Source organism: Thermoplasmatales archaeon (assembly GCA_014361245.1).
In the GTDB taxonomy this organism is placed as follows: domain Archaea; phylum Thermoplasmatota; class E2; order UBA202; family JdFR-43; genus JACIWB01.
This window is the reverse complement of sequence record JACIWB010000020.1, coordinates 1-22,486: the sequence shown is the minus strand read 5'-3', so window position 1 is coordinate 22,486 and position 22,486 is coordinate 1. Positions and strand designations below refer to the sequence as shown.

Here is a 22,486-nt window from a genome sequence, read left to right as displayed (position 1 = left end):
TCTATTATATGGCATTGAAGCTGTCATCCATAAACAGAGGTCAACTATAGGCTTTCCATATTTACATCCTTGATAGAAAGGTGTATTCAATGCAACAAAGAATTTATTGCAGTTTTTGCATCTAAATACTCCTATTTTAACATCTATTTCTTTAAATCCATTTTCTTTTATTAAAATACAAAATGTCTTTTTTCTAAAACTGTGTAGATAAAAATTCTTTGATTTGCAGTGGGGGCATCTTTCTGCTTCATCGTATTTTTTCCCGTCATATTCTTTTTCTAAAAATGTTTGTATAGCCTCTACTAAGATATTAGGAGAAAGCTTACACAATTTTTTCTTCTTAGGGTGTTGCATTTTTTCCCCTCCCAACTAATTTACCTATAAGAAAATTCTATAAAAATACTTTACCAAATTTTTTCAGTAACTACGCTACATCACCTTTTTTGAATATGCTATTAATAAGAGAAGCTTTGCTTTGCTATTTGAAAAGGATATCTGGAGTAAAAATGAAAATTGACTTTAATATTTGGGCATGGATAATAGCTTTTCCACATTTTTTCTCTTTTTATTTTTCTCACAATATATAAATAGCTGGTCTATAAGGCATCGCAATTTTCTTTTTTTCCTTATCCTCCTCCTCGCTGTATATTTCCACTTTTGCATTCAATTCTTTTTCCATAAAATCTTTTGCATACTCAAAATATTTTTTTTCATCTATGTAAAAAAATTCCTCTCTTTTTACTTCTTCAACAATTTTGGGTATAAACCTACTTGCTTCCTTCATATCAACATTCATCTTCTTTGCTTCTTCAAATAATATTTTAATATCAATATTCTTTCCCATTTCTGTTGCAATTTCAGCAATTTTCCATTTCCATTCAGAAGCAACATAAATATATATTCTATCTCCCCTAATTCCAGTAACCTTTCTTATTTCCTCTATATCCTCAATTGTCTTTATCAAAATTTCCTCCGCCTTTATTATTCTTTCCTCAATTTCCTCATGCTTTGGAAAGCTTTGAAGCGAAACCAAGCCATCGCCAATTTTCTCCCACATTTCCTCTGCAATATGGGGAGTGAATGGAGCCATCATTGCAATCCATTTTTTTAAAAATTTAATTATGCTCGCCTCCCCCTGCCTTCTGGCATACCAGCTGAAAATGTTTGGAATATCAAAAAATGTTATCATCGATGCTTTTCTTAAATCAAATTCATTCATTGCTTCCATCACTTCCCTCAATTTTTTATTAAAAGCTGAGTAAAGCCATCTATCAATCTCCTTTTCTCTTCCATTTAAATTAACAAGCTCGTTGAACTGCTGATATAATTTTATGAGCCTTTTTTTATATTGCTCAACACTGCTTCCATCCCATTCTATATCTGCAAAAGGCGAACTTGCATTTGCATAGTATAACCTCATTGCATCTACTCCATAAATTTTTGCAGCTTCTGGTATTGGCTCAGCTCCTCCTTTCGATTTAGAAATTTTTTCTTGTTTTCCAGTGACCCACCAATTTACGAATATTCCACGAGGATAAAATTCTTGGGGAAATATTGCAACATGATTCATTATAAAAACTGGAAAATGAACTGTTTTATGCTCTTTACCTCCTAAATTTATATCTACTGGATACCAGTAAATGAAATCCTCCCTTATTTTTTTCCATATTTCATTTTTCTCCTTACCTATTCCAAGAAAAACATAGTCAAAAAATTCATCATTAATCTCTTCCTTACTTATTTTTCCTTCATTTATATATTTCGAAATTATATAATAAGCGGGATATATTGTTGAATCTGAAATTGGTTCAATAATCCATTTTTCATCAAAAGGAAATGGCGTGCCGAGCCATGAGCCCTGCCTGACGCAAGCCCTATCTCCAAACCAATCAAGAATTTTTGGAAGCTCCTCTTTATATTCAGCTGGATAAATATTCATATTTTTTATCCATTCCTTGCTTTTTTCAGTTAGCCCAAAATCGCTATATTTTATGAACCATTGCTCTGGTATATTTTTAATCACTACTTCTTCTCCGCATCTGCAGACAACTCTTTTTGAAAATTCCCTCATTATTTCTGCATCTCCTCTTGAAATCATTTCCTCCTTTATTTCCTCCTTTGCGTCATTTATTTTTCTTCCTGCATAATCAGCGCAATTTTCGTTTAATATTCCTTTATGAAATTCTTCCTTATATATTATCTCAGTTGCCTCATCAAGTTTTTCTTTTTCCATTTGATTTTTTATTCCCATTTTTTCAACAATATCTTTTGCAGGAATTTTATAACCCTGCAAATCAATTATTCTAATTGGCTCTACTGGCATGCCAGCATCAGATAATGCAACATAATCATAGGGGGCATGGGCTGGAACACTCATTACAATGCCTGTTGCAATATTAACATCAACAAAATCTGCATGGAGAACTGGAATTTCCCTATTTATGAAAGGAGCAATGCATTTTTTCCCAACAATTTCTTTTCCCTCTATTTCTCCTATTTTTTTAACATTTTCAAACTGGAAAGATAATTTTTTAAATCCCTTTTCAGATACAATCCATTCCTCCTTGCCCACTTTTGCAATTACATATTTCTCATTTCCATTAATCCACATATTTGTTACTCCAAAAATTGTTTCGGGGCGCAGGGTTGCTGCTGGCAAAATTTTTTCATCAAACTTAAATTTTATAACAACAAATTCAAGAATTTCAGCATCCCCTCCTTCAGATATATCTGTTTCAGATTTATCCACTGCAACTGGTCCGCAATTTGGGCAGAAAGGAGCGAAATGAGGCTTCTGCACCAGAAGATTTTTTTCCCTAAGCTTTTTGAACTGCCATTGAATAAATTTTTTGTATCCATCAGATATTGTATCCGTGAGGCGGGTATAATCAATTAAAAAGCCAAATTTTTTCCAATAATTTTCAACATATACATTGCTGAAATATTTAACAACTTCCCTTGCATCAGCTAACTTTTTTATCACTTTCTCAGGGCATCCATTTCTTCTCAAATATTCAATTGTTTTTTCATCACCCTGAGCAACTTTTTTAGCAAGACTTACCGCTGGCAAGCCCGTCGCATGGAAGCCTGCGGGAAAAATTACATCATATCCCTGCATTCTTTTGTATCTTGCTATTATATCTGCGTAAGTAAAACCGCGCATATGCCCTACATGCAGGTAGCCAGAAATTCCAGGATAGGCAAAATGTATAAAAAATTTTTTTCCTCTTTCCTTTTTCGCCTCATATATTTTTTCTTCATACCATTTCTTCTGCCATTTCCTTTCTATTTCTCCAAAATCCATCAAAAAGGAAAAAAAGCGTATTATATAATTTTATTCCCAGTCAAGCAATCTTTTTTCTCCTTCTATTTTCTTTATATCTGTTATATCCTGGGTAACTTCTATTGTTCCAACATATTCTCCATTTTTTCTAACAGCAAAATATCTTATCAATATTTTCCTTCCATTCACATCAATCCAGAAGCTTGCCTCATTTCTTTTTCCTTTCTTGAATTCATCAATTATTTTATTTACAATATGCACGCTTTTGCTTGGATGGCAATTCTGAACTTTTCTTCCAATTATGGCTTTTGTTCTAACAAAAATTCTATCCTTGGATTGATTGAAATATTTTACAGTATCATCTTTATCAACAAAAGTAATATCAAATGGAATTGTATTCAGCATTGCCTCAATTTCATTAGCCCTCATTTCACCTGTTTCAAAATTTATAACCCCTTCCTTAAATTCCTTTTTAATTTCTATAGCCATTTTCTCTGGCTCAAAGGCAAAATATCCAATTTCATCAAATTGCTCCCTTATTTCCTTCCATTCTTCATTGCTTAAAACATCAATAGCTGTTGGAAAAAGTATCTTATCCTCTTTGTAAAAATGGCTTTTTACCGCCTCCCCAAGTTCCTTTATTTTTTCCTTCTTACCCATAAATATCTCCTTTTCCATCTCCCTTATTTTATCATGCTCCCTCCACATGATGGCGGGCGGCTCAACAATGCCGTGCTTTTCTAAATATGGGAAAAGGATGTTTTCCTCTCTCAAATAGTGCTTTTCAGATTTTTTTAATAGTTCTATGTCTCCATTTTTTATTGCTTCTTCAATTTTTTCATGCTCCTTCATCAAAATTTTTACTGGATGCCAATCTGGCAGAGAAATTTCTTTTTCAATTCTCTCTTTAAAAAGGGAGAGATGAATGTCACATAATTTATGAATTTCTTCTCTTGGAATTCCTTCATTTATCAATTCCTGCTCAACTTCAGCAATTTCACTTGCTTTTAAATCCTTCATAACTTCTTTTAATTTATCCCTAACTTCTTCAATATCCGCTCCTTCATGAATCTGCTTGATTATGCTTTTCAAAATACCCTTTTTATCTCCAAATGCTTCCATGAATTTAATTAAAAACATGTATAAATATCTTAATCCAGATTGTTGCACTGGAAATAACGGATGAAAAAACACACGACAATGCAAAATTTGGTGAATTGGCTGAGCAATCTATTGAAAATGTTGAGAATAAAGGAGGGAAAGTTATTCAGATAAATGCAGATGCTGCATATGATTCAAATGAAAGTTTTAGAATATCTGAAGAATACAACATCAAGCCCGTAATAAAGGTTAGAAAACCTCCTCCAACAGCAAGAAGTGAAAATCCAAGAAAGAAATATGCAAAGGAATTTCATGAATTGGGATATGAAAAATGGAAGGATAACTATGATTATTGTAAGAGATGGTATAGCGAGATACCTCATTCTGTTGTAAAGAGAAAATTTGGAGAATTTGTGAGAGCCACAAAGAAGGAAAATATGTATCACGAGGCAAAATTGAAGTATATTTTCTACAATGCAATGATTTACTATGATATGACAGGAATTCCTATTTGGAAAAATAGGAATTTGCATAATCATAGTAAAATTTGGGTAATAGAGGAAATGGTTATGCAACACAGCATCTTAATCAAAAAAAATTTATAGGGTATTACAATAAACAAGCATGAAATGGATTGCTTTAGCTATTGTGCTTGCCATGCCACTTGCGACTGCAATTGATGCGCCATCTTGGAGCATAGGTGATTCGTGGGATTATAAGGGAGATATGAGCTATTCAATAAAATTGAGCGATGAATCAATAAATATGGATGTAGAGGGAGAAATAACAATAGTTATAATTGTAAAAGTGAATGTAAATGATACTGTTTTGAAAATTTTGAACAATACGCCGGTTGTTTGCTATTTGCTTGATGTAAATAGCTACATAAATGGAGGAGGGCTGATAAACGCGAAATTACCGTATGAAGATAAGGTTTATAGGTTATATGCAAACATAAATATGAATGTTAGCGCAAGCGGGCAGACATATCTTACAACAAAAGAAATTGCGGTTGCGGAAAGTGATTTGCTAACTGATTTAAAGATAGATATTGTTATAGATGCCCCAGGTGTGCCAGATGTTGTTTTAAATGCCTTTGGATTAAAAAATCAGACAATAAGGGCAACAAATGAAACAGAAGTAACTTATATGCCTCCTTTAAATTTCTTGAATTTTCCAATAAATGAAGGCGAGGAATGGTGGGCAAATTGCACAGCAAGATATATTACTACAAACTCAGAAGAAAGTATTCCTGTTGAACTAAAATTTAAATGCACAGATACTGGAAGAAATACAGCCACAATTCTCTCTGATTATATTCCATTTATAGGAGAAATAACAATAGATGTAATGGGCTATCCTGTTCCAATAATGAATTTTGAGAATACAACATTGCTCTGGAACTCTGATAAGGGAATGATTGAAAAAATGATAAACAGAGATACCATAGATGATGAGGGAATTAAAATATCAAGTAACTTAGTTATCAACCTCACAAATTTCAATTACAATCTTCGCACAAACAAGCCGGGCTCAGCAAGCATAATCTGCCAGAACACTTCAAATGTTAAAGAAAGCATTTCTTTCAGGGCTGAGGCAAGCGATGAAGACGGAATTCTTGCTTACTACTGGGATTTTGGAGACGGGACAACAAGCAATAAAACAAATCCAACACATGCATATAGTAAAGCTGGAAAATATACAGTAAAGCTTACAGTTATAGATAAATATGGAGAAGAAACGGTAGCAACAAAAATAATAGAGGTAAAAAGCGAAGGAAAGACACCTGGATTTGAAATTTTTCTTATTCTTATTGCCCTCTTTATTGCAATTAAAAAAAGATTTTAAATAGAAAAATAGGATAATGGTATGAATGCTGTTTGAATACCTATTTAAAAGACCAAAAATTACAGTTGCTTTATTTACATTAATCACTATAATTATCTCAATACAGGGGCTAAGAGTAACAATAACTCCAGATATTGAAGTATATATGCCTTCTGACCAGCCAAGCGTTAAGTTGCTTGAAGAAATAAGAAAAGAATGGCCGATTGATTCTTTAATGCTATATATAAATTCAACAAATATAACAAGCATATCTTCCTTAAAAGAAATTTATGCAGTTGAAAATGCATTAAATCCAAAGGAAGGTATGGAGGACGGAGTTGTTTATACTTCAAGCATTTCCTCCCTTTTAAAATCAACAAATGCATATATTCCTATTTTTGGCAAGGATGAAATACCAGAAAGCCAGTTATCTGTAAATTTTTTATTAAATTTTATACCAGATGAAATAAAAAGAATGCTAATCTCAGAAGATAATAAAAATGGTGTTATAATAGTTACAACCCAGAAAGGAATAGATGTTAATTCATTGCTTGAGGAAAAAGTTTATCCAATAGCAAGCTCAACAACAAAAACAAAATTTTATCCAACTGGAATGCTTACTCTATATACTGAAACAATAAACTGGATAATGGAAAGAATATATCCAATATCGATTTTTTCTCTTTTATTCATAACAATAGTCCTTTTTTCCTTCCATAGAGATTTAAAAATAGTAGTTATAGCCATTCTACCTGTTCTATATTGTATTGGCTTAACTTTTGGAACAATGGGATTGATGCCGATAGAATTTGCTCCAACTGTAATAGCGGTAATTCCACTTCTTGCAGCATATGGAATTTCTTATTCCTTGCATGTGATAAATCACTATCTCGAGCTTATAGAAACAAAAAGCGATGAGGAAAGCATTAAAAAAATGATTTCAACAACAGGAAAGGCAACATTTCTCTCAGCAATCACAACAATCATAGGCTTTGCATCCTTGCTCACATCGAGCATGCCGCCGATCGCCAACATGGGGCTGGCATTCTTTATTGGTGTTGCGTATTGCTTCATTGCGACAATTATCCTTGTGCCGTGTCTTTTGCTTTTATTAAAGCCAAGGAAGGCAATGAAGGTTGAGTTTGGCAGGCTTGCGAACTTGACAAAATACAGGAAGCATATCTTTTTGATTATTATCTTAATTTCAGTTATTTCTATTGTTTCTATACCAAATGTGCAGACAAGAAATTCTGTATGGGAAATGATGCCTCAGAAGATGGGGAGTATGCAGGTAATGATGGAATATTCAGAAAAATTTGACAGCGGGCAGAGTGGTGTAATTCTTATAGAAAGTAAAGAAGAAGGACTTCTTGAACCCAATTTTCTGAAAAAAATATATGATATGGAAAAAATAATTAATGGAGGGGTTGTAAATGTAACTGTTTATTCAGTAGTTGATGTAATAAAAAGATTGAACAATAATAAGTTACCAGATACAAAAGAAGAAGTTAAAAATGTTGTTGATAGAATGCCAGAGCAATATAAAGTAATGATGTTAAATAAAAATTATAGCAAGTCATTGATGTATGTTGAAATGCCAGTAATGGATGTTGGAGAGACAAAGAGAATTGTTGTAACAGTAAATCAGATAATAATGCAGATAAATGAAGAAGTTAAGGAATATGGAAAAATAAGCAATTTGGCTGGGTTATCTGCAATTACAGTTGAAATAAATGAAATGTTAATGGATCAGCAATTCAAATTCATGTTTATTTCGTTGATTGCAGTATATCTTACTCTACTTATTATATATCGCTCTTTCAGATATGCCTCATTTACTGCATTACCAATAGTATTTCTTATCTTCTGGCAACCAATATTGCTCTTCTCCTTCAATATTCCCCTAAATGTATCAACAGTCACGGTTGCATCAATTGCAATTGGTTCAGGAATAGATTTTGCATGCCATATTACAGAAAGGGTTAGGGATGAAGTAAAAAGCAAGAGTGGTTTGCAGGCAATAAAAGCAGCCCTTGCCAAAAAAACTCCATCACTTGTTGAAGCAACAATTGCACTTGTTGCTGGAGGAATGCCGATACTTTTGATGGAATATGGGATGATAAGTCAGTTCATAATTCTTGTCCTATCAATGCTTGTATTTGCATGCATTGCCTCAATATTTACCCTCGCCTCCTTCTATTCTTTGAGGGATGGAAAATTAATTGAAACATGGAAATAGGCGCCCCGGCCGAGATTTGAACTCGGGTCGTGGGCTCGACAGGCCCACATGATAACCGCTACACCACCGGGGCTAAATGTATATGCATATTAATTAAAAAATTTTCCCCAAAAAATATTTTATTGATTTTCTTTTTATTTTTATGAAAAAATTAATCACCTTGCTCGTTTGCATACTGTTTATCCCTCTGAATATATCAACAAAAAACGAAAATGATGATTTTCCTCATGATTGCGTGCGAGAGTGGTGGAATGTTGATGCATTTATAAAAGCAGATAAAAATTACAGCATAACAGCATCTATTGAATATGAAAAAGAAACACCAGCAGCAAATCTTTTCTTTACAATATTTAATCATGATGATAAAATAGTTTATAATCTCAGCAGTTATGAGGATGGGATAGAGGAAATAAAATTTGGGGAAGGACTAAACATAACCTATAAAAATTCATCACTCAGCGGAAATTATCCCCACTATACATTTCATCTTGAAAATAAAGGGGTAGCGGTTAGAATTTATTTAGAAGCGATTTCTCCAAAAAAAATTGTATCTGATGGGTTGCTTCCGATTGGCTCTGGCTACTGCTTTTATCTTTTTATTCCGAAATGCAGGGCTTGGGGATGGATAGATTTCTATGGAAGCATAAAAGATTTTGAAGGAATTGCATATTTCGAGCATGTATGGGGAAACTGGAGCTATAATAAGCCGATGGCAAATTTCTCTTATGAGACAATTAAAAATTATTTGAGAATTTTTAAATGGTGGGGTAAAAACGATTTTTCATTTTCTTATTTTGGCGTATCTTCTGACAATCCATTTGGATATGACTGGAGTTGGGGATGGCTTTATGATGGAAGGGCAATTTTCTTTGGAAAAATACCTTTCTGGATAAGCGGGCTTGATTTTGGAATTTTATATATCTATGATGGAAAGTTTAATGAATTTAAGAATTTAAAAGTAGATTATTTAGATGGAATTTATCTTGAAGGAGCATTTATACCGACAAAAATAAAGATTGAGAGCGATGAAGTTATTATACTTGAGATGGATAATATTTCTCATATATATTTGGATAATCTTTCCTCTTCTTACTGGAAAAAATTGATACTTTATGAATCTCCTGGGAAAATTTACGATAGCAATGGAGAAATCGGGAGATGTGAAATAGAAATAGAGAGACAGGTAAGCATTTTTGAATATTTCATGCTAAAAATTTATCTCTCAAATTCTTCAATAAATTTTCTCCTCGCTTCTTATCTTCTGAATTTCATTTTTGGATTGAATATAGGCATAAATCCATTGAGCTTTTCATTTTATTTTTCAAAAATAAGAAAAGATTTAATGAATTAAAGTTTTTACACTATGGGCATAATAGTTGTAAATACAAAGGCATATGAAGAAGCAATATGGGGAAAAGCTCTTGAAATTGCAAAAATAATGGAGAAAATAGGAAAAGAATATGGCGTGGAGATGGCAATAGCGGTTCAGCCAACAGATATATTTCTAATTAAATCAAATACTTCAATAAAAGTTCTCTCCCAGCATGTTGATGCAATTGAAAGCGGGGCATATACTGGCTTTATCTCCCCGCTGGCGGTGAAGCGGGCGGGTGCGGATGGCACGCTTCTAAATCATTCAGAGCACAGGATGAAAATTGAGGAGATTGCAAGATGTGTTGAAATAGGGAAAAAAATTGGACTCGTTAGCATTGTTTGTGCAAGCAATTTAAATGTTGCAAAATCTGTTGCTTGCTTGGAGCCAGATTATGTTGCTGTTGAGCCACCTGAACTTATAGGAGGGGATATATCTGTAAGTGAGGCAAAGCCAGAAGTTATAAAAAAATCTGTTGAAGTTGTAAAGCCATGCAAAATTTTATGTGGTGCGGGAATAAAAAAAGCAAGTGATGTTGAAAAGGCAATTGAGCTTGGTGCTGATGGAATTCTTGTTGCAAGCGGTGTTGTTAAAGCAAAAGATAGAGAAAAAATATTATCTGAGTTTGCAAAGGCGATGATATGAGGCCTTATGTAATAATAAATTGTGCATCCTCTCTTGATGGAAGGATTGCTCTTGCCCAAAAAAAACCTTTGAAAATATCAAATGAAAAGGATGAAGAAAGAGTTCATAAATTAAGGAATGAATGCGATGCAATTTTGGTTGGCATAGGAACAGTATTGGCAGATGATCCGAAACTTACAGTAAAGGAAAAATATGTAAAAAACCCAAAGCATCCAATAAGGATTGTTCTCGACAGCAACTTCCGCATGCCCCCGCAAGCCAGCATGCTCCGCCAGGAAGGAAAGACAATTGTTGTTACAGCACGCAAGGAATTTAAAGAAGGAAATTTGGAAGTAATAAAATGCGGAGATGGTAGGGTTGATATAGTTAAGTTGATGGAAGTTTTATATGAAAAGGGGATAAGGAAATTGCTTGTTGAAGGAGGAGCAGGCGTAATAACAGAATTTTTAAAGAAAGGTATAGTAGATGAAATGCGAATATTTTTTTCCCCAATATTTATTGGAAAGGAAGGTGTGCCGCTGATAGAGGAAATTGATGAAATAATTAAAATGAGAATAAAAGAAATTAGAAAAATAGAGGAAGGTTTTCTTGTTATTCTCCAAAAACATGAACAATAATCTTTCTTTCTCTATTCCTTACATCGCATTCAATGAAAACAATTTGCTGCCATGTTCCAAGCATAACTTCTCCATTTTCCACTGGCAATGACAAACTTGCTCCTATTATACTTGCCCTTATATGGCTGTGACCATTTCCATCATGCCATCTCTCTTCATGCTTATAATATGCATTTTTTGGTGCAATTCTTTCCATTGCATTTTTTAAATCGTAAATTAGCCCATCTTCATATTCTATTGTTGTTATTGCACCTGTTGAGCCAGGACAGAAAATGCAAGCAATTCCATCCTTTATTCCACTTTTTTCAACAATTTTTTGAACTTCTGCAGTTATGTCAATTATTTCATCGCTCCTTGTTTTTAATTTAATGAAATCCTTATAAATCATTCATATCCACCTATCCTAAGGCTTGGATCACCGAGCAAAATCCATTCCTGAACTGTTTTGCAGTCAATTGAAGAGAAGCTTCCAGCTGGCTGGCTCCAGTCAATTGGATATTCTTTCAAAAAGTTGCTTATCACATTTTTCCATATTTCTCCAAGATATGTAGTTCCATTTATTCCATATTCCCAGAAGAAATGGGTATCGAGCCATTCAGTTGCTTCTCCAGTGAAATTTTTATCCTCCTTAGTATATCCCAAACCACTGTATCCAAGAGTTGCTATAGCTCCACCGTTTATCTTGCGCGTTAGCCACCAGCTCCAGCATTCATAGCCAGTCTCTCCTTTCCATATGTATTCAATCCATTTATTAATTCCCTCAAATATCCTTAGCCAGTTGAATATTGTTATGTTAAATTGGCTGTTATGGCATCCTCCAACTACGCAGATAGGATACATATCCTTATTTTTAAGTAAAATCATATTTCTTGTATTCAGCCCATCTATCCATTCCTCACTGTTTGGGGCGTGCGTTGCCCAGCTCATTGGGGAGCCATGCCCATCAAAGAAAAGGAAGCCAGCACCGCTATTTATGGCATTTATAACATCTCTTGGGCCAGTAAAAGTGCCAAGCGAGGCATATAGCCTTACTGGTTCAAATCCAGGCATCCAACTAATTGCTCTCTCGCATCCCTCTTCACCTTCATATCCCTTCCATTGTGGATTGTATATTTCTGGATATGTATCTCCAGCAACGCATATTAATTTTTTAAACCAATCCTTTCCAAATGTATTTGTTTCATACTCTATTGTTTTTGATACCATTATTTCAACTTCAAAAGCATTTCGGGCTGCCCATCTTCCAACGGAAACTTCAGGAATTAAATCTATTCCATAATCTTCAGCACTGCTTCCAGTCCATTCCCCATAGTAGCCATTGTTATTTGTATCCCAGGATGAAAAAGAACCATTTGAATCATATATATCAGCAAAATATAAATCGCTCAAATATCTGTTTTCCCAGTTGCTTTTATCATCCAAATAAACATATCTAACTGGCATGTGCCACTCTTCCCTTAGCCCAGCTTTTCTTCCTCCTACAAGCAGAACATATTTTATTTTCCATTCATCATAAGCATTTTTAATGAAATACTTCACTTTTTCAGCATCATCTCTTCCCCTCTCTGTTGAAGGATGGCTATAAACTTCATTTAATCCAACTGCTATTGTCTTTATTCCATGGCTTTCTTTATGGGATATGAAAGGAATTAAAGGAGTATAAAATTCCTCTGGGTATATTATTAGTAAATCATATCCCTCATTGCTTTTTATTCCAGATACAAATGCTGTTGCCAGAAAAATTCCCACAATCATTATTGCAATGATTTTCTTCATGATGTTAATATAAACAGGGTTTAAATTTTTATTGATAGTATTAAATACAAAAAATTTATTCATGAATATGAAAAGAATATTAGCATTTGCAGTCCTTCTTATTTTGATATTTCCAAACTTTGTCATATATTCAGAAGCACAAGATAGCATTTTAGAAGAAATAACAGAAGAAATTGTTGAGGAATATATCCTTGCCTTGCAGAATTTTGGACCAAGAGTAACTGGTTCAAAAGCGTGCAATGATGCAGGAAATTATATCCTTCAAGAATTTCAGAAATATGTTCCAGCAAGAAAAATTCAATGGGAATACTCAAGCTATAAGGATTATAACATAGAAGGAGAAATAAAAGGGGATGAGCAAATTTTCATAGTTTGTGCCCACTATGATAGCGTGCCAAACTCGCCGGGCGCAGACGATGATGCCTCTGGTGTTGCTGCGGTGCTTGTTGCTGCCAGGGTTTTGAGGAATTATAATTTTGAGCATACTATAAGATTTGTTACATTTTCTGGTGAGGAGCAGGGTTTGCTTGGAAGCCATGAATATGCAAGATTAGCAAGGGAGAGAAATGAGAGCATAGTTGGAGTGCTTAATGCTGATATGATAGGATATGCAAAAAGCGAGAATGGAAGGAAAAGGGTAATTATTCAAGAAACAAATTCATCGATGTGGATAACAAATTTATCAATAAATATAAGTAGGAAATATGAGGATATTATTGGGCTTGAAATATACAGGGAGAGAAGCCAGCCATATAGTGACCACCATTCGTTTATAAGATATGGATACAATGCAACATTTTTCTTTGAATATGAATTCAATCCTTATTATCATAGCCCGCAAGACACAATTGATAAAATTGATTTGAGTTATGCAACAAGAGTTGCTCGCCTTATCGTTGGAACGCTGGTTGAGATGGCAAAATTGAAAGAGGATTATATAAAGCCAAGCGTCCATATAGAAAAGCCAAAATCTGGCTATCTATACTTCAATGATAAGGAAATTATTCCTATTAGAATGAATTACTCCCTTATAATTGGCAGGATAACAGTTGAGGCAACTGCTTTTGATAATGAAAGTGGCATAGCCAGAGTTGAATTTTATTTAGATGGAGAGATCAAAAAAGTTGATGAAGAGGCACCTTACAATTATTCAATTGATGAAAGAATTTTATTTTTGCATAAAGTAGAGGCGATTGCATATGATTTTTACAACAATACTCAAAAAGATGAAGTAAGATTTATTATATTTTCAATTTAAGGAATTATTTCAGTGGTGTTGTTATACTCAGGATATCTTACATATCCTATCCTATCAATATTTTTATAAATTTCATCTATCAAAAATTTTGTCAGTTTGCATACTTCATTGAAGCCATCTTCACCCCATAATCTTTCTTTATTAAAAAACAGGCATCTCCCTCCACAAATTCTGTAATAATTACAATTTTTGCATGGCCCACCTATTTCAATTTTCCTGAAACCCTTAAAATTGCCCAAAAAATTCCAATCAAATTCAGGAGCAATAGGGCATGCAAGTATTTTTCCATCGGTAGTAATTGTTACCGCATCCTTCCCTGCGCCGCAGGGCAGTCCATCTTTGCGGTTTAAAATCCTGCTCGCAATTCCAAGAAAAGGCACGATTCCATTTTTATTTTCAATCCATTCATCGAGCAATTTCTTTATTCCTCTCTTATATGATATGCTCCATTTTTTGAAATCATTCAGCTTCCATAAATTGCTCCATATTACATCGAGTTGCCAGTGAACATATGGAAAAAATTTCAATAAATGATTTACATCCTCGTATATATCTGTTTTATATGATGCAACCATTCTTGCAATTATCTCTCCTTCATAGCAATTATCTTTTAAAAAATTCAATGCTTTCATAACTTTTTCATAACTTCCATCGAAGCGATAAAAATCGTTTATTTCCTTTCTTCCATCTATTGAAAGCAAAATTGAATTGAGCTTATGGATATAATCGCCCAGCTTTTCAATAAAAAAGCCATTTGTCTGCAAAACAAATTTTTTTGCTGGAAGAATATCAATCATTTCCTTAATTTTTTCTGTCTTAAGAGTTGGCTCTCCACCATAAAAAGCAACAATTGCATCTCTATCCTTGCTTATGAAATCAAAAATTTCATCATTTCCATAACTTATTTCATCTGGCATGTTATGCAAGCTTCCCCCGCAATATATGCAGTTCATGTTGCAAATAGGAGTAACTATTATTATGTAAAGCATGAAAGAAAAAAGAGAAAAGTTAAAAATTTTTATGCTCTAAACATCGATACTGCTTAGGAAGAGTGGAATATCTTCTTTAGTTAATAGAAAAGTCTTGGTTAAATGCTTGGGGCTTAGCCAGCTGCGGGCGGCGGTTTTAACTTCTATGCCAAATTGTTTTTCACCCAACCTAACAACAATATCAACTTCTTTCTTATTTCTCCAATAAAATGTTTCATATTTTCTTGCTATGTGGGCTGCAACAACAGATTCAAGCATTGCTTCTTCAAAAAGCTTCATTCTCACAAATTCACAAATTGTTGTGTAAAGGAAAGGATCAATAAAATGAATTTTTTTATTCTTCCTATAAAGCACTTTTAAATCAGGTGAAATTAGATTTAAAACTTTGATAATAAATAAATTTTCCAAATCTTCTAAATAAGCTTTTGCTGTATGAGGTGAGGCAATAGAAGTTTCTTTTGAAACGCTTAGCCAGCTAACTGGATTACATCTTGCATTTATTATATAAGCTAGAACTTCCTTCATATAGTTTTCATTTCTTTTTAGTTTTCTGAAATCATTTCTTAGCCAATCTATATAAATTTTTCTTGTATCAAAAGAAATCTTTCCAGTAGAGAAAAACTCTACAATTGGCAAGGGAAAACCACCCGTTAGTAAGTAATTTGCAAAAAAACGCTTTATGATGCTTATTTGAATTTTATTTCCCTTCATCGCTCTTTCTATATCTTCTAGATTTGTTCTTTCTGTTTTGATGTTTTTTAGAGAAGTGAGATAATCAGAAAAGCTCATTGGATAGAAATTTATGTCTTTTCCATAACCCCTTCTTCCAGGAAAATATTCTTTTTGTTTTAAAAGTTCTAAACTGGCTGAACCACTGATTATTATTACATCTTTCTTAAAAGCTCCTTCATCTATTTTCAGTTTTATTGTCCTATACCAATCTTCCACAAAAGTTATTTCATCGAGAATTATAAAAGAAGAAGAAACTTTATTTGTTTCTTTGAAAGCAAGATAGTTATCTATAACCTCTTTCAATTCTTTAAAATTCGTTAGTTCCTCACAAGAAAAATAAAAGATTGATTTTGGGGAAACTTTTGGTAAAAGAAAGTGATGAATAAAAATTTTTAACGCAGTGGTTTTTCCAACTTGTCTTGGGCCCACTAAAAAGTTTAAAGAAAATGGTCTAAATTTAAAATCTTTTACTATAGGAGGGATCCATTTAACAGGAGAGCTCCTCCATTCTTCATATTTCTTATCAATTTCTCCATACCACCATGGATTTTGACTTTCCATATGCAATTATATTGCAAATCAATATTTAAATATATTTGCAATTAGAATGCAAATAAAAATTTAAATCAATTAAATTTATAAATTAGCAAAAATATATCTTATTAAAATGAAAGGGTTAATACTTGCTGGGGGTTTAGGAACAAGGCTCAGGCCATTAACATATTCACAGCAAAAACATCTTATTCCTGTTGCAAATAAGCCAATATTGTTTTATGCCATAGAAGATTTAATAGAAGCAGGAATAAGAGACATTGGAATAATAATTGGACCAAATAGGGAGCAGGTTATAGAAGCTATTAATAGAAGAAACTTTGATGCAAAAATAGAATTCATTATTCAAGATGAACCAAAAGGAATTGCACATGCAATAAAAATAGCAGAGGAATATATAGGCGATGAACCTTTTGTTACCTATTTAGGTGACAATATATTGAAAGGAGGAATAAAGAAATATGTTGAAGAATTTGAGGAAAGTAGTTACGAAGCCAGCATCCTTCTTGCCAGAGTTCCAAATCCACAGGAGTTTGGTATTGTGGAATTGAATAAAAAAGGAGAAATTGTAAAGTTTATTGAAAAACCCAAAAATCCTCCTACAAATCTGGCTGTAATAGGAATCTATTTTTTCCGTAAAGTAATATTTGATGCAGTTCGTGAAATAAAGCTTTCATGGAGAAATCAATATGAAATAACCGATGCCTTGCAGTGGATTATGGATCATGATTATAAAATTAAAGCAGGAATTGTGGAAGGATGGTGGAAAGATACTGGCAAACCAGAAGATATTTTACATGCAAATAGGCTTGTGCTGGATGAAATAAGAGGAAATATAATTGGTGATAGAATAAATGGGAGAGTAGAAATTGGAGAAAATACAATTATAGATGAAAAATCTATAATAAAAGGTCCTGTTGTTATAGGAAAAAATTGTTTAATCAAGAATTCTTTTGTAGGGCCTTATACTAGCATAGGGGATAATTGTGAAATAGAAGAAACAGAATTAGAAGATTCAGTAATTATGGATGACTGCAAACTTATTAGAGCAGGTAAGATAGTGGAATCTCTTATAGGGAAGGGAGTCAAAATAAGAAAAAAATATAGCTTACCACAAGGATTTAAGTTTGTAATAGGGGATAATTCCGAGGTGTTATTATGAAAGTTTTAGTAACAGGGGGAGCAGGATATATAGGATGTGTGCTAGTAGAAATGCTATTGGAAAAGGGATATAAGGTAAAATGTTTAGATCGATTTTTCTTTGGCAATACTCTTTCCCATCTAGAAGGAAATAATGAACTAGAGATAATAAAAGATGATATAAGATGGTTTGAACCTAATATCCTTAATGATGTGGATTGTGTAATGGATTTAGCAGCTCTTTCTAATGATCCAGCTGGTGAGTTAGATCCCTCTAAAACAATGGAGATAAATTACAAAGGGAGAGTTAGGGTTGCGAATCTCGCCAAAAAATATGGCGTTGATAGATATATACTTGCATCATCTTGTAGCGTTTATGGATTTCAAGAAGAAACTGTAAATGAAAATTCCAGAGTAAATCCTCTCACAACATATGCTAAAGCAAACAGGTTGGCAGAGGAAGACACCCTTGGTTTAGCAGACAAAAATTTTTCTGTTACAGCCCTTAGACAAGCAACAGTATATGGTCTTTCACCTCGCATGAGATTCGATCTTGTAGTAAATTTAATGACCTTAAATTTATGGAAAGAAGGAAAATTAAGAATAATGGGAGATGGAAAGCAATGGAGACCACTTGTTTATGTAAAAGATACTGCAAATGCCTTCATAATGGTTCTTGAAGCAGAGGTGGATAAAGTTAATGGTCAAATATTTAATGTTGGTTCAAATGAACAAAATTATCAAATTTTTACTCTTGCAAAAATTATATCTAACGCTCTAAATCTTGAATTAAAATATGAAAAATATGGAGATCCAGATAAGAGATCATATCGAGTAGATTTCACAAAAATAAAAAAAGTGCTTAATTTTACTCCTAAATATGATCCAGCATATGCATCGGTTGAAATTAGAGATGCTTTAGAAGAAGGCAGAATAAAAGATGATATAAAAACTAGAACAGTTGAGTGGTACAAATATCTAATAGAGATTCAGAAAATTTTAAAAGATATAGAGATAAATGGCGTAATTCTTTAGTAAGAAAAATTTAAAAAGAATTAACCATTATTTGTTAGGAGTGAGAAAATGCCATTTGAATTTAAAAGAATGGAAATACCAGATGTAATTCTTGTAAAACCAAAAGTTTTCTATGATAATAGAGGATTTTTTATGGAAAGTTATGTTAAAAGTCATTTTGAAAAAGCTGGCATAAAAGGAGAATTTGTCCAAGATAATCATTCAATGTCTTGTGGAGGGGTAATAAGAGGGTTGCACTTCCAAAAAACCCCATATGCACAAGCTAAATTGGTAAGATGTGTAAAAGGAGCAATATATGATGTGGCAGTGGATTTAAGGAGCAATTCCCCAACCTATGGAAAATATGTAGGTGTTATTCTTTCTGAAAGTAATAAATATATGGTGTATATACCAAGAGGATTTGCACATGGGTTTGCATCTCTAACTGAAAGAGTAGAAGTTTTGTACAAAGTAGATAATATTTTTGCTCCAGAGAGTGAAGGGGGATTAATATGGAATGATCCAGATGTAAATATTGAATGGCCTATAGAGGAACCAATACTCTCAGAAAAAGATAAAAAATGGCCGACACTAAAAGAGCTTGGCAAAATTTTCTAGAGGAAATATGAAAGTTGCAATAATTGGTGCAAAAGGTCAGCTGGGAAGTGATATTGCAAAGGAATTTGGGGAAGATGCGATTCCATTAACCCACGAAGAAGTTGAAGTAACAAATTTGGAAGGGTTAAAGATTTTAAAAGAAATAAAACCAGACACAGTAATAAATACAGCTGCATTCCACAAAGTAGATGATTGTGAAGTATACCCTGAAAAAACATTTAATGTAAATACATTTGGAGCATATAATGTTGCAAAAATTTGTAATGAAATAGATGCAATAAATGTTTATATAAGCACTGATTTTGTTTTTGATGGAAGAAAAAAAGAGCCATATACAGAAGAAGATATACCAAATCCAATCAACATATATGGGATAAGTAAATATGGAGGAGAAATTATAACTTGTAATTATTCAAAAAAATATTATGTTATCAGGGTTGCAAGCCTTTATGGCAAAGCTGGCGCAAGTGGAAAAGGCGGAAATTTTGTTAATAATATGATTAAAAAAGCAAATAATAAGGAACCAATAAATGTGGTAGATGATATAATCATGAGCCCAACATATACAAAAGATGTTGCTGTAACACTAAAAAAGTTTTTAGATATTGAGCCATCTTTTGGAATTTATCATATGGTTAATAATGGATTTTGCTCCTGGTATGAATTTGCTAAAAAAATTTTTGAAATAATGGAGATGGATATAAAGGTAAATCCTATAAAATCAGATCAACTTAAATTAATAGCTAAAAGACCATTGTTTTCTGCATTAAAAAATAAAAAAATTGAAAAAATTGGTTTAAAAATGCCAGACTGGGAAGATGCTCTTAAGAGATATATAAAAGAAGATTTGAAATTATAGGAAAAGAAGACCATTATCATCAATGAGGTTAATGATTGTTTCAGCGGACCATTTGTTATAGAAATATTCGTTAGTAGATTTTATATAAATTTTATCGTACCTTATACCAGCGGCTTTCTCCAAATGAATTCCACAAACTTTTTCATCTAACCTAATTTTTTTCTTATTTTTTATTACAGTTAAACAGAAATCAAAATCTTCTCCACCCATTTTATAATTTTCATCATATCCACCTGTTTTTTCATAAGTATCTTTGTCGAAAAGATGGAATGCACCGGTTACTACACCTTTATGATGTTTATCAATTCTTGAATAATGATAAAGAGGAAGATAATTTTTTTGTTTATATTCAATAAAACTTCTTACCATATAAAATGGAGCTGGCAAGAGTAACAAATTAAATACCCACTTGATAAAATCTTTATTTAATTTATCTGGCTTAATGCATCCAACGCCTGCGTGTTGCATCCATCCACTTGGGCGTCTTAAAACAGCGCCATGCAAACCTAAATTTTTAACTGATTTCATATTTTCTATTGCTTTTTTTAAAGAACCTTGAGAGATAATAACATCATCATTAACATTGAGATAATAATCTGCATCTTGGCTTTCTACACCAGCATTTACTGATTTTGAAAAGCGAAATTCTGGACCACTTGATTCCACAGCAGAAACAACAACATCCATTTCTAAATCTTTTATGTTTTCATCTATACTTTTCATAAGATTTTTAAAAAGATTGCCTTCTACAGATTTTGTAGGAACAACAATATTTAATAATTCTGGATTATTTTCTTTTTTCTTGTTGAAATGGATTATTTTCATCTATGGAAGAAAATTTATTTCATTTAAATTTTTTGCCATTGATTTAGAAATTATAAGGAAAACTATAGGCGGGTTTGCCGTTATTAAATCTGTACTCTATCAATCTTCTAAATACTTCTATTCCAGGAAGATCCCATTTAAAAGTTTTAGTGAGATATTCAACTCTTTTTTCATTATCTAATCCCAAATATGGGATTGGTCCTCCACATTTATGTATCTCTTGGGCTATCTTTAATCTTTTTTCTTTTTCTTCTTTTGGAAGATTTTGAAAGAAGTTAAACATTTCATTATAATATGAGATTAAGATTTTCCATCTTTCTATGTTTAGTGTTTTTCCAAGTATACTCTCTCCAATCCCAACCAAAAAAAAACAAATTTTTCTCCATTTTAGGAAAATTAGAAAGAATTCTAATTATTTCTCCAAATGTCTTTCTTCTTTCTTTTATCATTTCTATAAAAATAGGAAAAGGTCTTTCATAACTCTCGATCTCTAAATATGATGGGTTTATCCCTTCTTTAGGTGGATGTGATACATGGCTCTTTTTAGAGAAGGGTTTCATCGGGGTCTTGAATTTGATCCCAAAGTGAATGATTCCAGTAATCTCTGATATTGCATCTTTTGAAAAAATGCAACCTGGCCTGTAGTGCTCTATACCATTAGGAAGCTCTTTGGTTAAAAGGCTATAGCATCCCTCACGAAACTCTTTCTTCTTTACTTCTTCTATAAAGTTTTTGGATGGAATATCATCCGCATCTAATTTTATAATAAAATCGCTTTTGACTTTTTTTATTCCGAAAGCGAGTAAAGGCTCTAGATGCCCTAATGGCAAAGCTCTGTATATTTTTACACTTTTTGAAATATTTTCTTTTAATCCATCGAATTCCACAGGGTCAGAACTATCAATCACTACGATTTCATTTACTATCTCATTAAAAAGCTCAATATTTCTAAGAATTCCTTTATTTTCATTTTTATTGAACATTAGCAAAGCAACCGATTTAAGCGACATATCCATTTAGAAAGTTATCAATGAAATTTAAATTTTTTTAAAATTTTTTAATAATTTAAGAACAGCTTGCTTTAAATTAAATCTTTTTTACTATTCCATCAATAAAAAATCTATTTTCATCTCACCACCTTTATAAACTTTATTCCCAACTTCCTTGCCATTTCTCCTTCAATATCATCTCTATCTCCTACAATTATAGAATTTTTTAAATCAATTTCGAAATCTTTCATTGCTTGCTCTATTAAGCCGAGTTTGGGCTTTCTGCAATTGCAATTATCGGCGGGCGTGTGGGGGCAGAAGTAGAGAGCGTTTATTTTCACTCCTCTTTTTGCCAGCTCGCTGATTAGTAGGTTATTGAATTCTTGCATTTGTTCGAGAGTGAAGTAGCCCCTGCCTATGCCAGATTGGTTTGTTATGATTATGATTAAGTAGCCCTTGTTTTGGTATTCTTTCATTAGCTCAACTGCGTCTTCATAAATTCTTAGATGTTCTGGTTTGTGTGGGTATTCTGGCTCGTTTGCGTTTATTGTGCCGTCTCGGTCTATGAAGAGGGCGGGGGTCATTGTAAATTAATTTGGAAAATGTTTTAAAATTATCGGAATTTATAGTCATGGGTTATAAATTTCGCT

At 32.8% G+C, this 22,486-nt stretch carries 22 protein-coding genes and 1 tRNA gene; 11 read left to right on the top strand and 12 right to left on the bottom strand.

All coding sequences use genetic code 11. The annotated features are described in order from the left end of the window. The 3 genes from H5T45_04475 to H5T45_04465 form a co-directional block, all read right to left on the bottom strand. Positions 1-354 (bottom strand): hypothetical protein (locus H5T45_04475; GenBank protein ID MBC7128970.1); only part of this gene is annotated, 354 nt, incomplete at its 3' end. A 220-nt stretch (positions 355-574) separates the two neighbouring features. Further along, on the bottom strand, positions 575-3,304 hold the full coding sequence (gene leuS / locus H5T45_04470) for a leucine--tRNA ligase (protein MBC7128969.1): 2,730 nt from the start codon (positions 3,302-3,304) through the stop codon (positions 575-577). Positions 3,305-3,334: 30 nt separating this feature from the next. Continuing rightward, entirely contained in the window at positions 3,335-4,405 is a 1,071-nt protein-coding gene (locus tag H5T45_04465; protein ID MBC7128968.1) for a DUF438 domain-containing protein, read from the bottom strand. A 20-nt stretch (positions 4,406-4,425) separates the two neighbouring features. On the opposite strand from H5T45_04465, the gene H5T45_04460 reads away from it, so the two are divergent. Genes H5T45_04460 through H5T45_04450 form a run of 3 tightly spaced genes read left to right on the top strand, consistent with a single transcriptional unit; the run spans position 4,426 to position 8,450 of the window. Beyond that, positions 4,426-4,989 carry a transposase gene (locus H5T45_04460; protein MBC7128967.1) on the top strand — a complete coding sequence of 188 codons (564 nt, stop codon included), beginning with the start codon at positions 4,426-4,428 and terminating at the stop codon, positions 4,987-4,989. A gap of 19 nt (positions 4,990-5,008) precedes the next feature. Continuing rightward, positions 5,009-6,232 (top strand): PKD domain-containing protein, encoded by a 1,224-nt coding sequence (locus H5T45_04455; protein MBC7128966.1) that lies wholly within the window; start codon positions 5,009-5,011, stop codon positions 6,230-6,232. Between the two features lie 25 nt (positions 6,233-6,257). Further along, on the top strand, positions 6,258-8,450 hold the full coding sequence (locus H5T45_04450) for an MMPL family transporter (protein MBC7128965.1): 2,193 nt from the start codon (positions 6,258-6,260) through the stop codon (positions 8,448-8,450). Position 8,451: 1 nt separating this feature from the next. Here the strand turns inward: H5T45_04450 and H5T45_04445 are convergent. Beyond that, positions 8,452-8,523: transfer RNA gene (locus H5T45_04445), tRNA-Asp, on the bottom strand. A gap of 69 nt (positions 8,524-8,592) precedes the next feature. Between H5T45_04445 and H5T45_04440 the strand changes: the two genes are divergently transcribed. Genes H5T45_04440 through H5T45_04430 form a run of 3 tightly spaced genes read left to right on the top strand, consistent with a single transcriptional unit; the run spans position 8,593 to position 11,084 of the window. Then, complete coding sequence (locus H5T45_04440; protein ID MBC7128964.1) at positions 8,593-9,801, top strand: hypothetical protein; 1,209 nt, start codon at positions 8,593-8,595, stop codon at positions 9,799-9,801. Positions 9,802-9,813: 12 nt separating this feature from the next. Further along, a complete protein-coding gene (tpiA, locus tag H5T45_04435) occupies positions 9,814-10,467 on the top strand; it encodes a triose-phosphate isomerase (GenBank protein ID MBC7128963.1) in 654 nt (217 codons plus the stop codon). Beyond that, positions 10,464-11,084 (top strand): 2,5-diamino-6-(ribosylamino)-4(3H)-pyrimidinone 5'-phosphate reductase, encoded by a 621-nt coding sequence (locus tag H5T45_04430; protein MBC7128962.1) that lies wholly within the window; start codon positions 10,464-10,466, stop codon positions 11,082-11,084. The genes tpiA and H5T45_04430 overlap by 4 nt, the downstream gene beginning before the upstream one ends. On the opposite strand, the gene H5T45_04425 is transcribed toward H5T45_04430, so the two are convergent. Both H5T45_04425 and H5T45_04420 read right to left on the bottom strand, forming a co-directional pair. After that, a complete protein-coding gene (locus H5T45_04425) occupies positions 11,059-11,472 on the bottom strand; it encodes a YjbQ family protein (GenBank protein ID MBC7128961.1) in 414 nt (137 codons plus the stop codon). The genes H5T45_04430 and H5T45_04425 overlap by 26 nt on opposite strands. Continuing rightward, entirely contained in the window at positions 11,469-12,860 is a 1,392-nt protein-coding gene (locus H5T45_04420; protein ID MBC7128960.1) for a hypothetical protein, read from the bottom strand. Before H5T45_04420 ends, H5T45_04425 begins: the two co-directional genes overlap by 4 nt. Before the next feature lie 67 nt (positions 12,861-12,927). Here H5T45_04420 and H5T45_04415 point away from each other — a divergent pair, with 67 nt between their 5' ends. Beyond that, positions 12,928-14,118, top strand: coding sequence for a Zn-dependent exopeptidase M28 (locus H5T45_04415; GenBank protein ID MBC7128959.1), 1,191 nt, complete (start codon positions 12,928-12,930; stop codon positions 14,116-14,118). On the opposite strand, the gene H5T45_04410 is transcribed toward H5T45_04415, so the two are convergent. Both H5T45_04410 and H5T45_04405 read right to left on the bottom strand, forming a co-directional pair. Further along, positions 14,115-15,107, bottom strand: coding sequence for a TIGR04084 family radical SAM/SPASM domain-containing protein (locus tag H5T45_04410; GenBank protein MBC7128958.1), 993 nt, complete (start codon positions 15,105-15,107; stop codon positions 14,115-14,117). The two genes, H5T45_04415 and H5T45_04410, sit on opposite strands and share 4 nt — an antisense overlap. 36 nt (positions 15,108-15,143) lie before the next feature. Beyond that, the gene (locus tag H5T45_04405) at positions 15,144-16,400 is read right to left on the bottom strand and encodes an ATP-binding protein (GenBank protein MBC7128957.1); all 1,257 of its coding nucleotides are present in this window, start codon (positions 16,398-16,400) and stop codon (positions 15,144-15,146) included. A 106-nt stretch (positions 16,401-16,506) separates the two neighbouring features. On the opposite strand from H5T45_04405, the gene H5T45_04400 reads away from it, so the two are divergent. The 4 genes from H5T45_04400 to rfbD are packed head-to-tail and all read left to right on the top strand — an operon-like array spanning position 16,507 to position 20,022. After that, positions 16,507-17,553, top strand: a complete 1,047-nt coding sequence (locus tag H5T45_04400) for a glucose-1-phosphate thymidylyltransferase (GenBank protein ID MBC7128956.1) — start codon at positions 16,507-16,509, stop codon at positions 17,551-17,553. Next, positions 17,550-18,566: an SDR family oxidoreductase gene (locus H5T45_04395; GenBank protein MBC7128955.1), complete on the top strand. Its 1,017-nt coding sequence runs from the start codon at positions 17,550-17,552 to the stop codon at positions 18,564-18,566. Before H5T45_04400 ends, H5T45_04395 begins: the two co-directional genes overlap by 4 nt. Positions 18,567-18,614: 48 nt before the next feature. Then, positions 18,615-19,163, top strand: coding sequence for a dTDP-4-dehydrorhamnose 3,5-epimerase (gene rfbC, locus H5T45_04390; protein ID MBC7128954.1), 549 nt, complete (start codon positions 18,615-18,617; stop codon positions 19,161-19,163). A 7-nt stretch (positions 19,164-19,170) separates the two neighbouring features. Continuing rightward, complete coding sequence (gene rfbD, locus H5T45_04385) at positions 19,171-20,022, top strand: dTDP-4-dehydrorhamnose reductase (GenBank protein ID MBC7128953.1); 852 nt, start codon at positions 19,171-19,173, stop codon at positions 20,020-20,022. Here the strand turns inward: rfbD and H5T45_04380 are convergent. The 4 genes from H5T45_04380 to H5T45_04365 form a co-directional block, all read right to left on the bottom strand. Next, entirely contained in the window at positions 20,017-20,847 is an 831-nt protein-coding gene (locus H5T45_04380; protein MBC7128952.1) for a hypothetical protein, read from the bottom strand. The genes rfbD and H5T45_04380 overlap by 6 nt on opposite strands. Before the next feature lie 43 nt (positions 20,848-20,890). Then, positions 20,891-21,130 carry a hypothetical protein gene (locus H5T45_04375; GenBank protein ID MBC7128951.1) on the bottom strand — a complete coding sequence of 80 codons (240 nt, stop codon included), beginning with the start codon at positions 21,128-21,130 and terminating at the stop codon, positions 20,891-20,893. A gap of 4 nt (positions 21,131-21,134) precedes the next feature. Further along, a complete protein-coding gene (locus H5T45_04370; protein MBC7128950.1) occupies positions 21,135-21,830 on the bottom strand; it encodes a hypothetical protein in 696 nt (231 codons plus the stop codon). 143 nt (positions 21,831-21,973) lie between these two features. Beyond that, positions 21,974-22,420 carry an HAD family hydrolase gene (locus H5T45_04365; GenBank protein ID MBC7128949.1) on the bottom strand — a complete coding sequence of 149 codons (447 nt, stop codon included), beginning with the start codon at positions 22,418-22,420 and terminating at the stop codon, positions 21,974-21,976. Positions 22,421-22,486 lie beyond the last annotated feature (66 nt).

Coding starts and splice junctions, on each gene's coding strand:
- leuS (MBC7128969.1), bottom strand. CDS start 3,304: ATGGATTTTGGAGAAATAGAAAGGAAATGGCAGAAGAAATGGTATGAA.
- H5T45_04465 (MBC7128968.1), bottom strand. CDS start 4,405: ATGGAAGCATTTGGAGATAAAAAGGGTATTTTGAAAAGCATAATCAAG.
- H5T45_04455 (MBC7128966.1), top strand. CDS start 5,009: ATGAAATGGATTGCTTTAGCTATTGTGCTTGCCATGCCACTTGCGACT.
- H5T45_04450 (MBC7128965.1), top strand. CDS start 6,258: ATGCTGTTTGAATACCTATTTAAAAGACCAAAAATTACAGTTGCTTTA.
- H5T45_04440 (MBC7128964.1), top strand. CDS start 8,593: ATGAAAAAATTAATCACCTTGCTCGTTTGCATACTGTTTATCCCTCTG.
- tpiA (MBC7128963.1), top strand. CDS start 9,814: ATGGGCATAATAGTTGTAAATACAAAGGCATATGAAGAAGCAATATGG.
- H5T45_04430 (MBC7128962.1), top strand. CDS start 10,464: ATGAGGCCTTATGTAATAATAAATTGTGCATCCTCTCTTGATGGAAGG.
- H5T45_04425 (MBC7128961.1), bottom strand. CDS start 11,472: ATGATTTATAAGGATTTCATTAAATTAAAAACAAGGAGCGATGAAATA.
- H5T45_04420 (MBC7128960.1), bottom strand. CDS start 12,860: ATGAAGAAAATCATTGCAATAATGATTGTGGGAATTTTTCTGGCAACA.
- H5T45_04415 (MBC7128959.1), top strand. CDS start 12,928: ATGAAAAGAATATTAGCATTTGCAGTCCTTCTTATTTTGATATTTCCA.
- H5T45_04410 (MBC7128958.1), bottom strand. CDS start 15,107: ATGCTTTACATAATAATAGTTACTCCTATTTGCAACATGAACTGCATA.
- H5T45_04405 (MBC7128957.1), bottom strand. CDS start 16,400: ATGGAAAGTCAAAATCCATGGTGGTATGGAGAAATTGATAAGAAATAT.
- H5T45_04400 (MBC7128956.1), top strand. CDS start 16,507: ATGAAAGGGTTAATACTTGCTGGGGGTTTAGGAACAAGGCTCAGGCCA.
- H5T45_04395 (MBC7128955.1), top strand. CDS start 17,550: ATGAAAGTTTTAGTAACAGGGGGAGCAGGATATATAGGATGTGTGCTA.
- rfbC (MBC7128954.1), top strand. CDS start 18,615: ATGCCATTTGAATTTAAAAGAATGGAAATACCAGATGTAATTCTTGTA.
- rfbD (MBC7128953.1), top strand. CDS start 19,171: ATGAAAGTTGCAATAATTGGTGCAAAAGGTCAGCTGGGAAGTGATATT.
- H5T45_04380 (MBC7128952.1), bottom strand. CDS start 20,847: ATGAAAATAATCCATTTCAACAAGAAAAAAGAAAATAATCCAGAATTA.
- H5T45_04375 (MBC7128951.1), bottom strand. CDS start 21,130: ATGTTTAACTTCTTTCAAAATCTTCCAAAAGAAGAAAAAGAAAAAAGA.
- H5T45_04370 (MBC7128950.1), bottom strand. CDS start 21,830: ATGTTCAATAAAAATGAAAATAAAGGAATTCTTAGAAATATTGAGCTT.
- H5T45_04365 (MBC7128949.1), bottom strand. CDS start 22,420: ATGACCCCCGCCCTCTTCATAGACCGAGACGGCACAATAAACGCAAAC.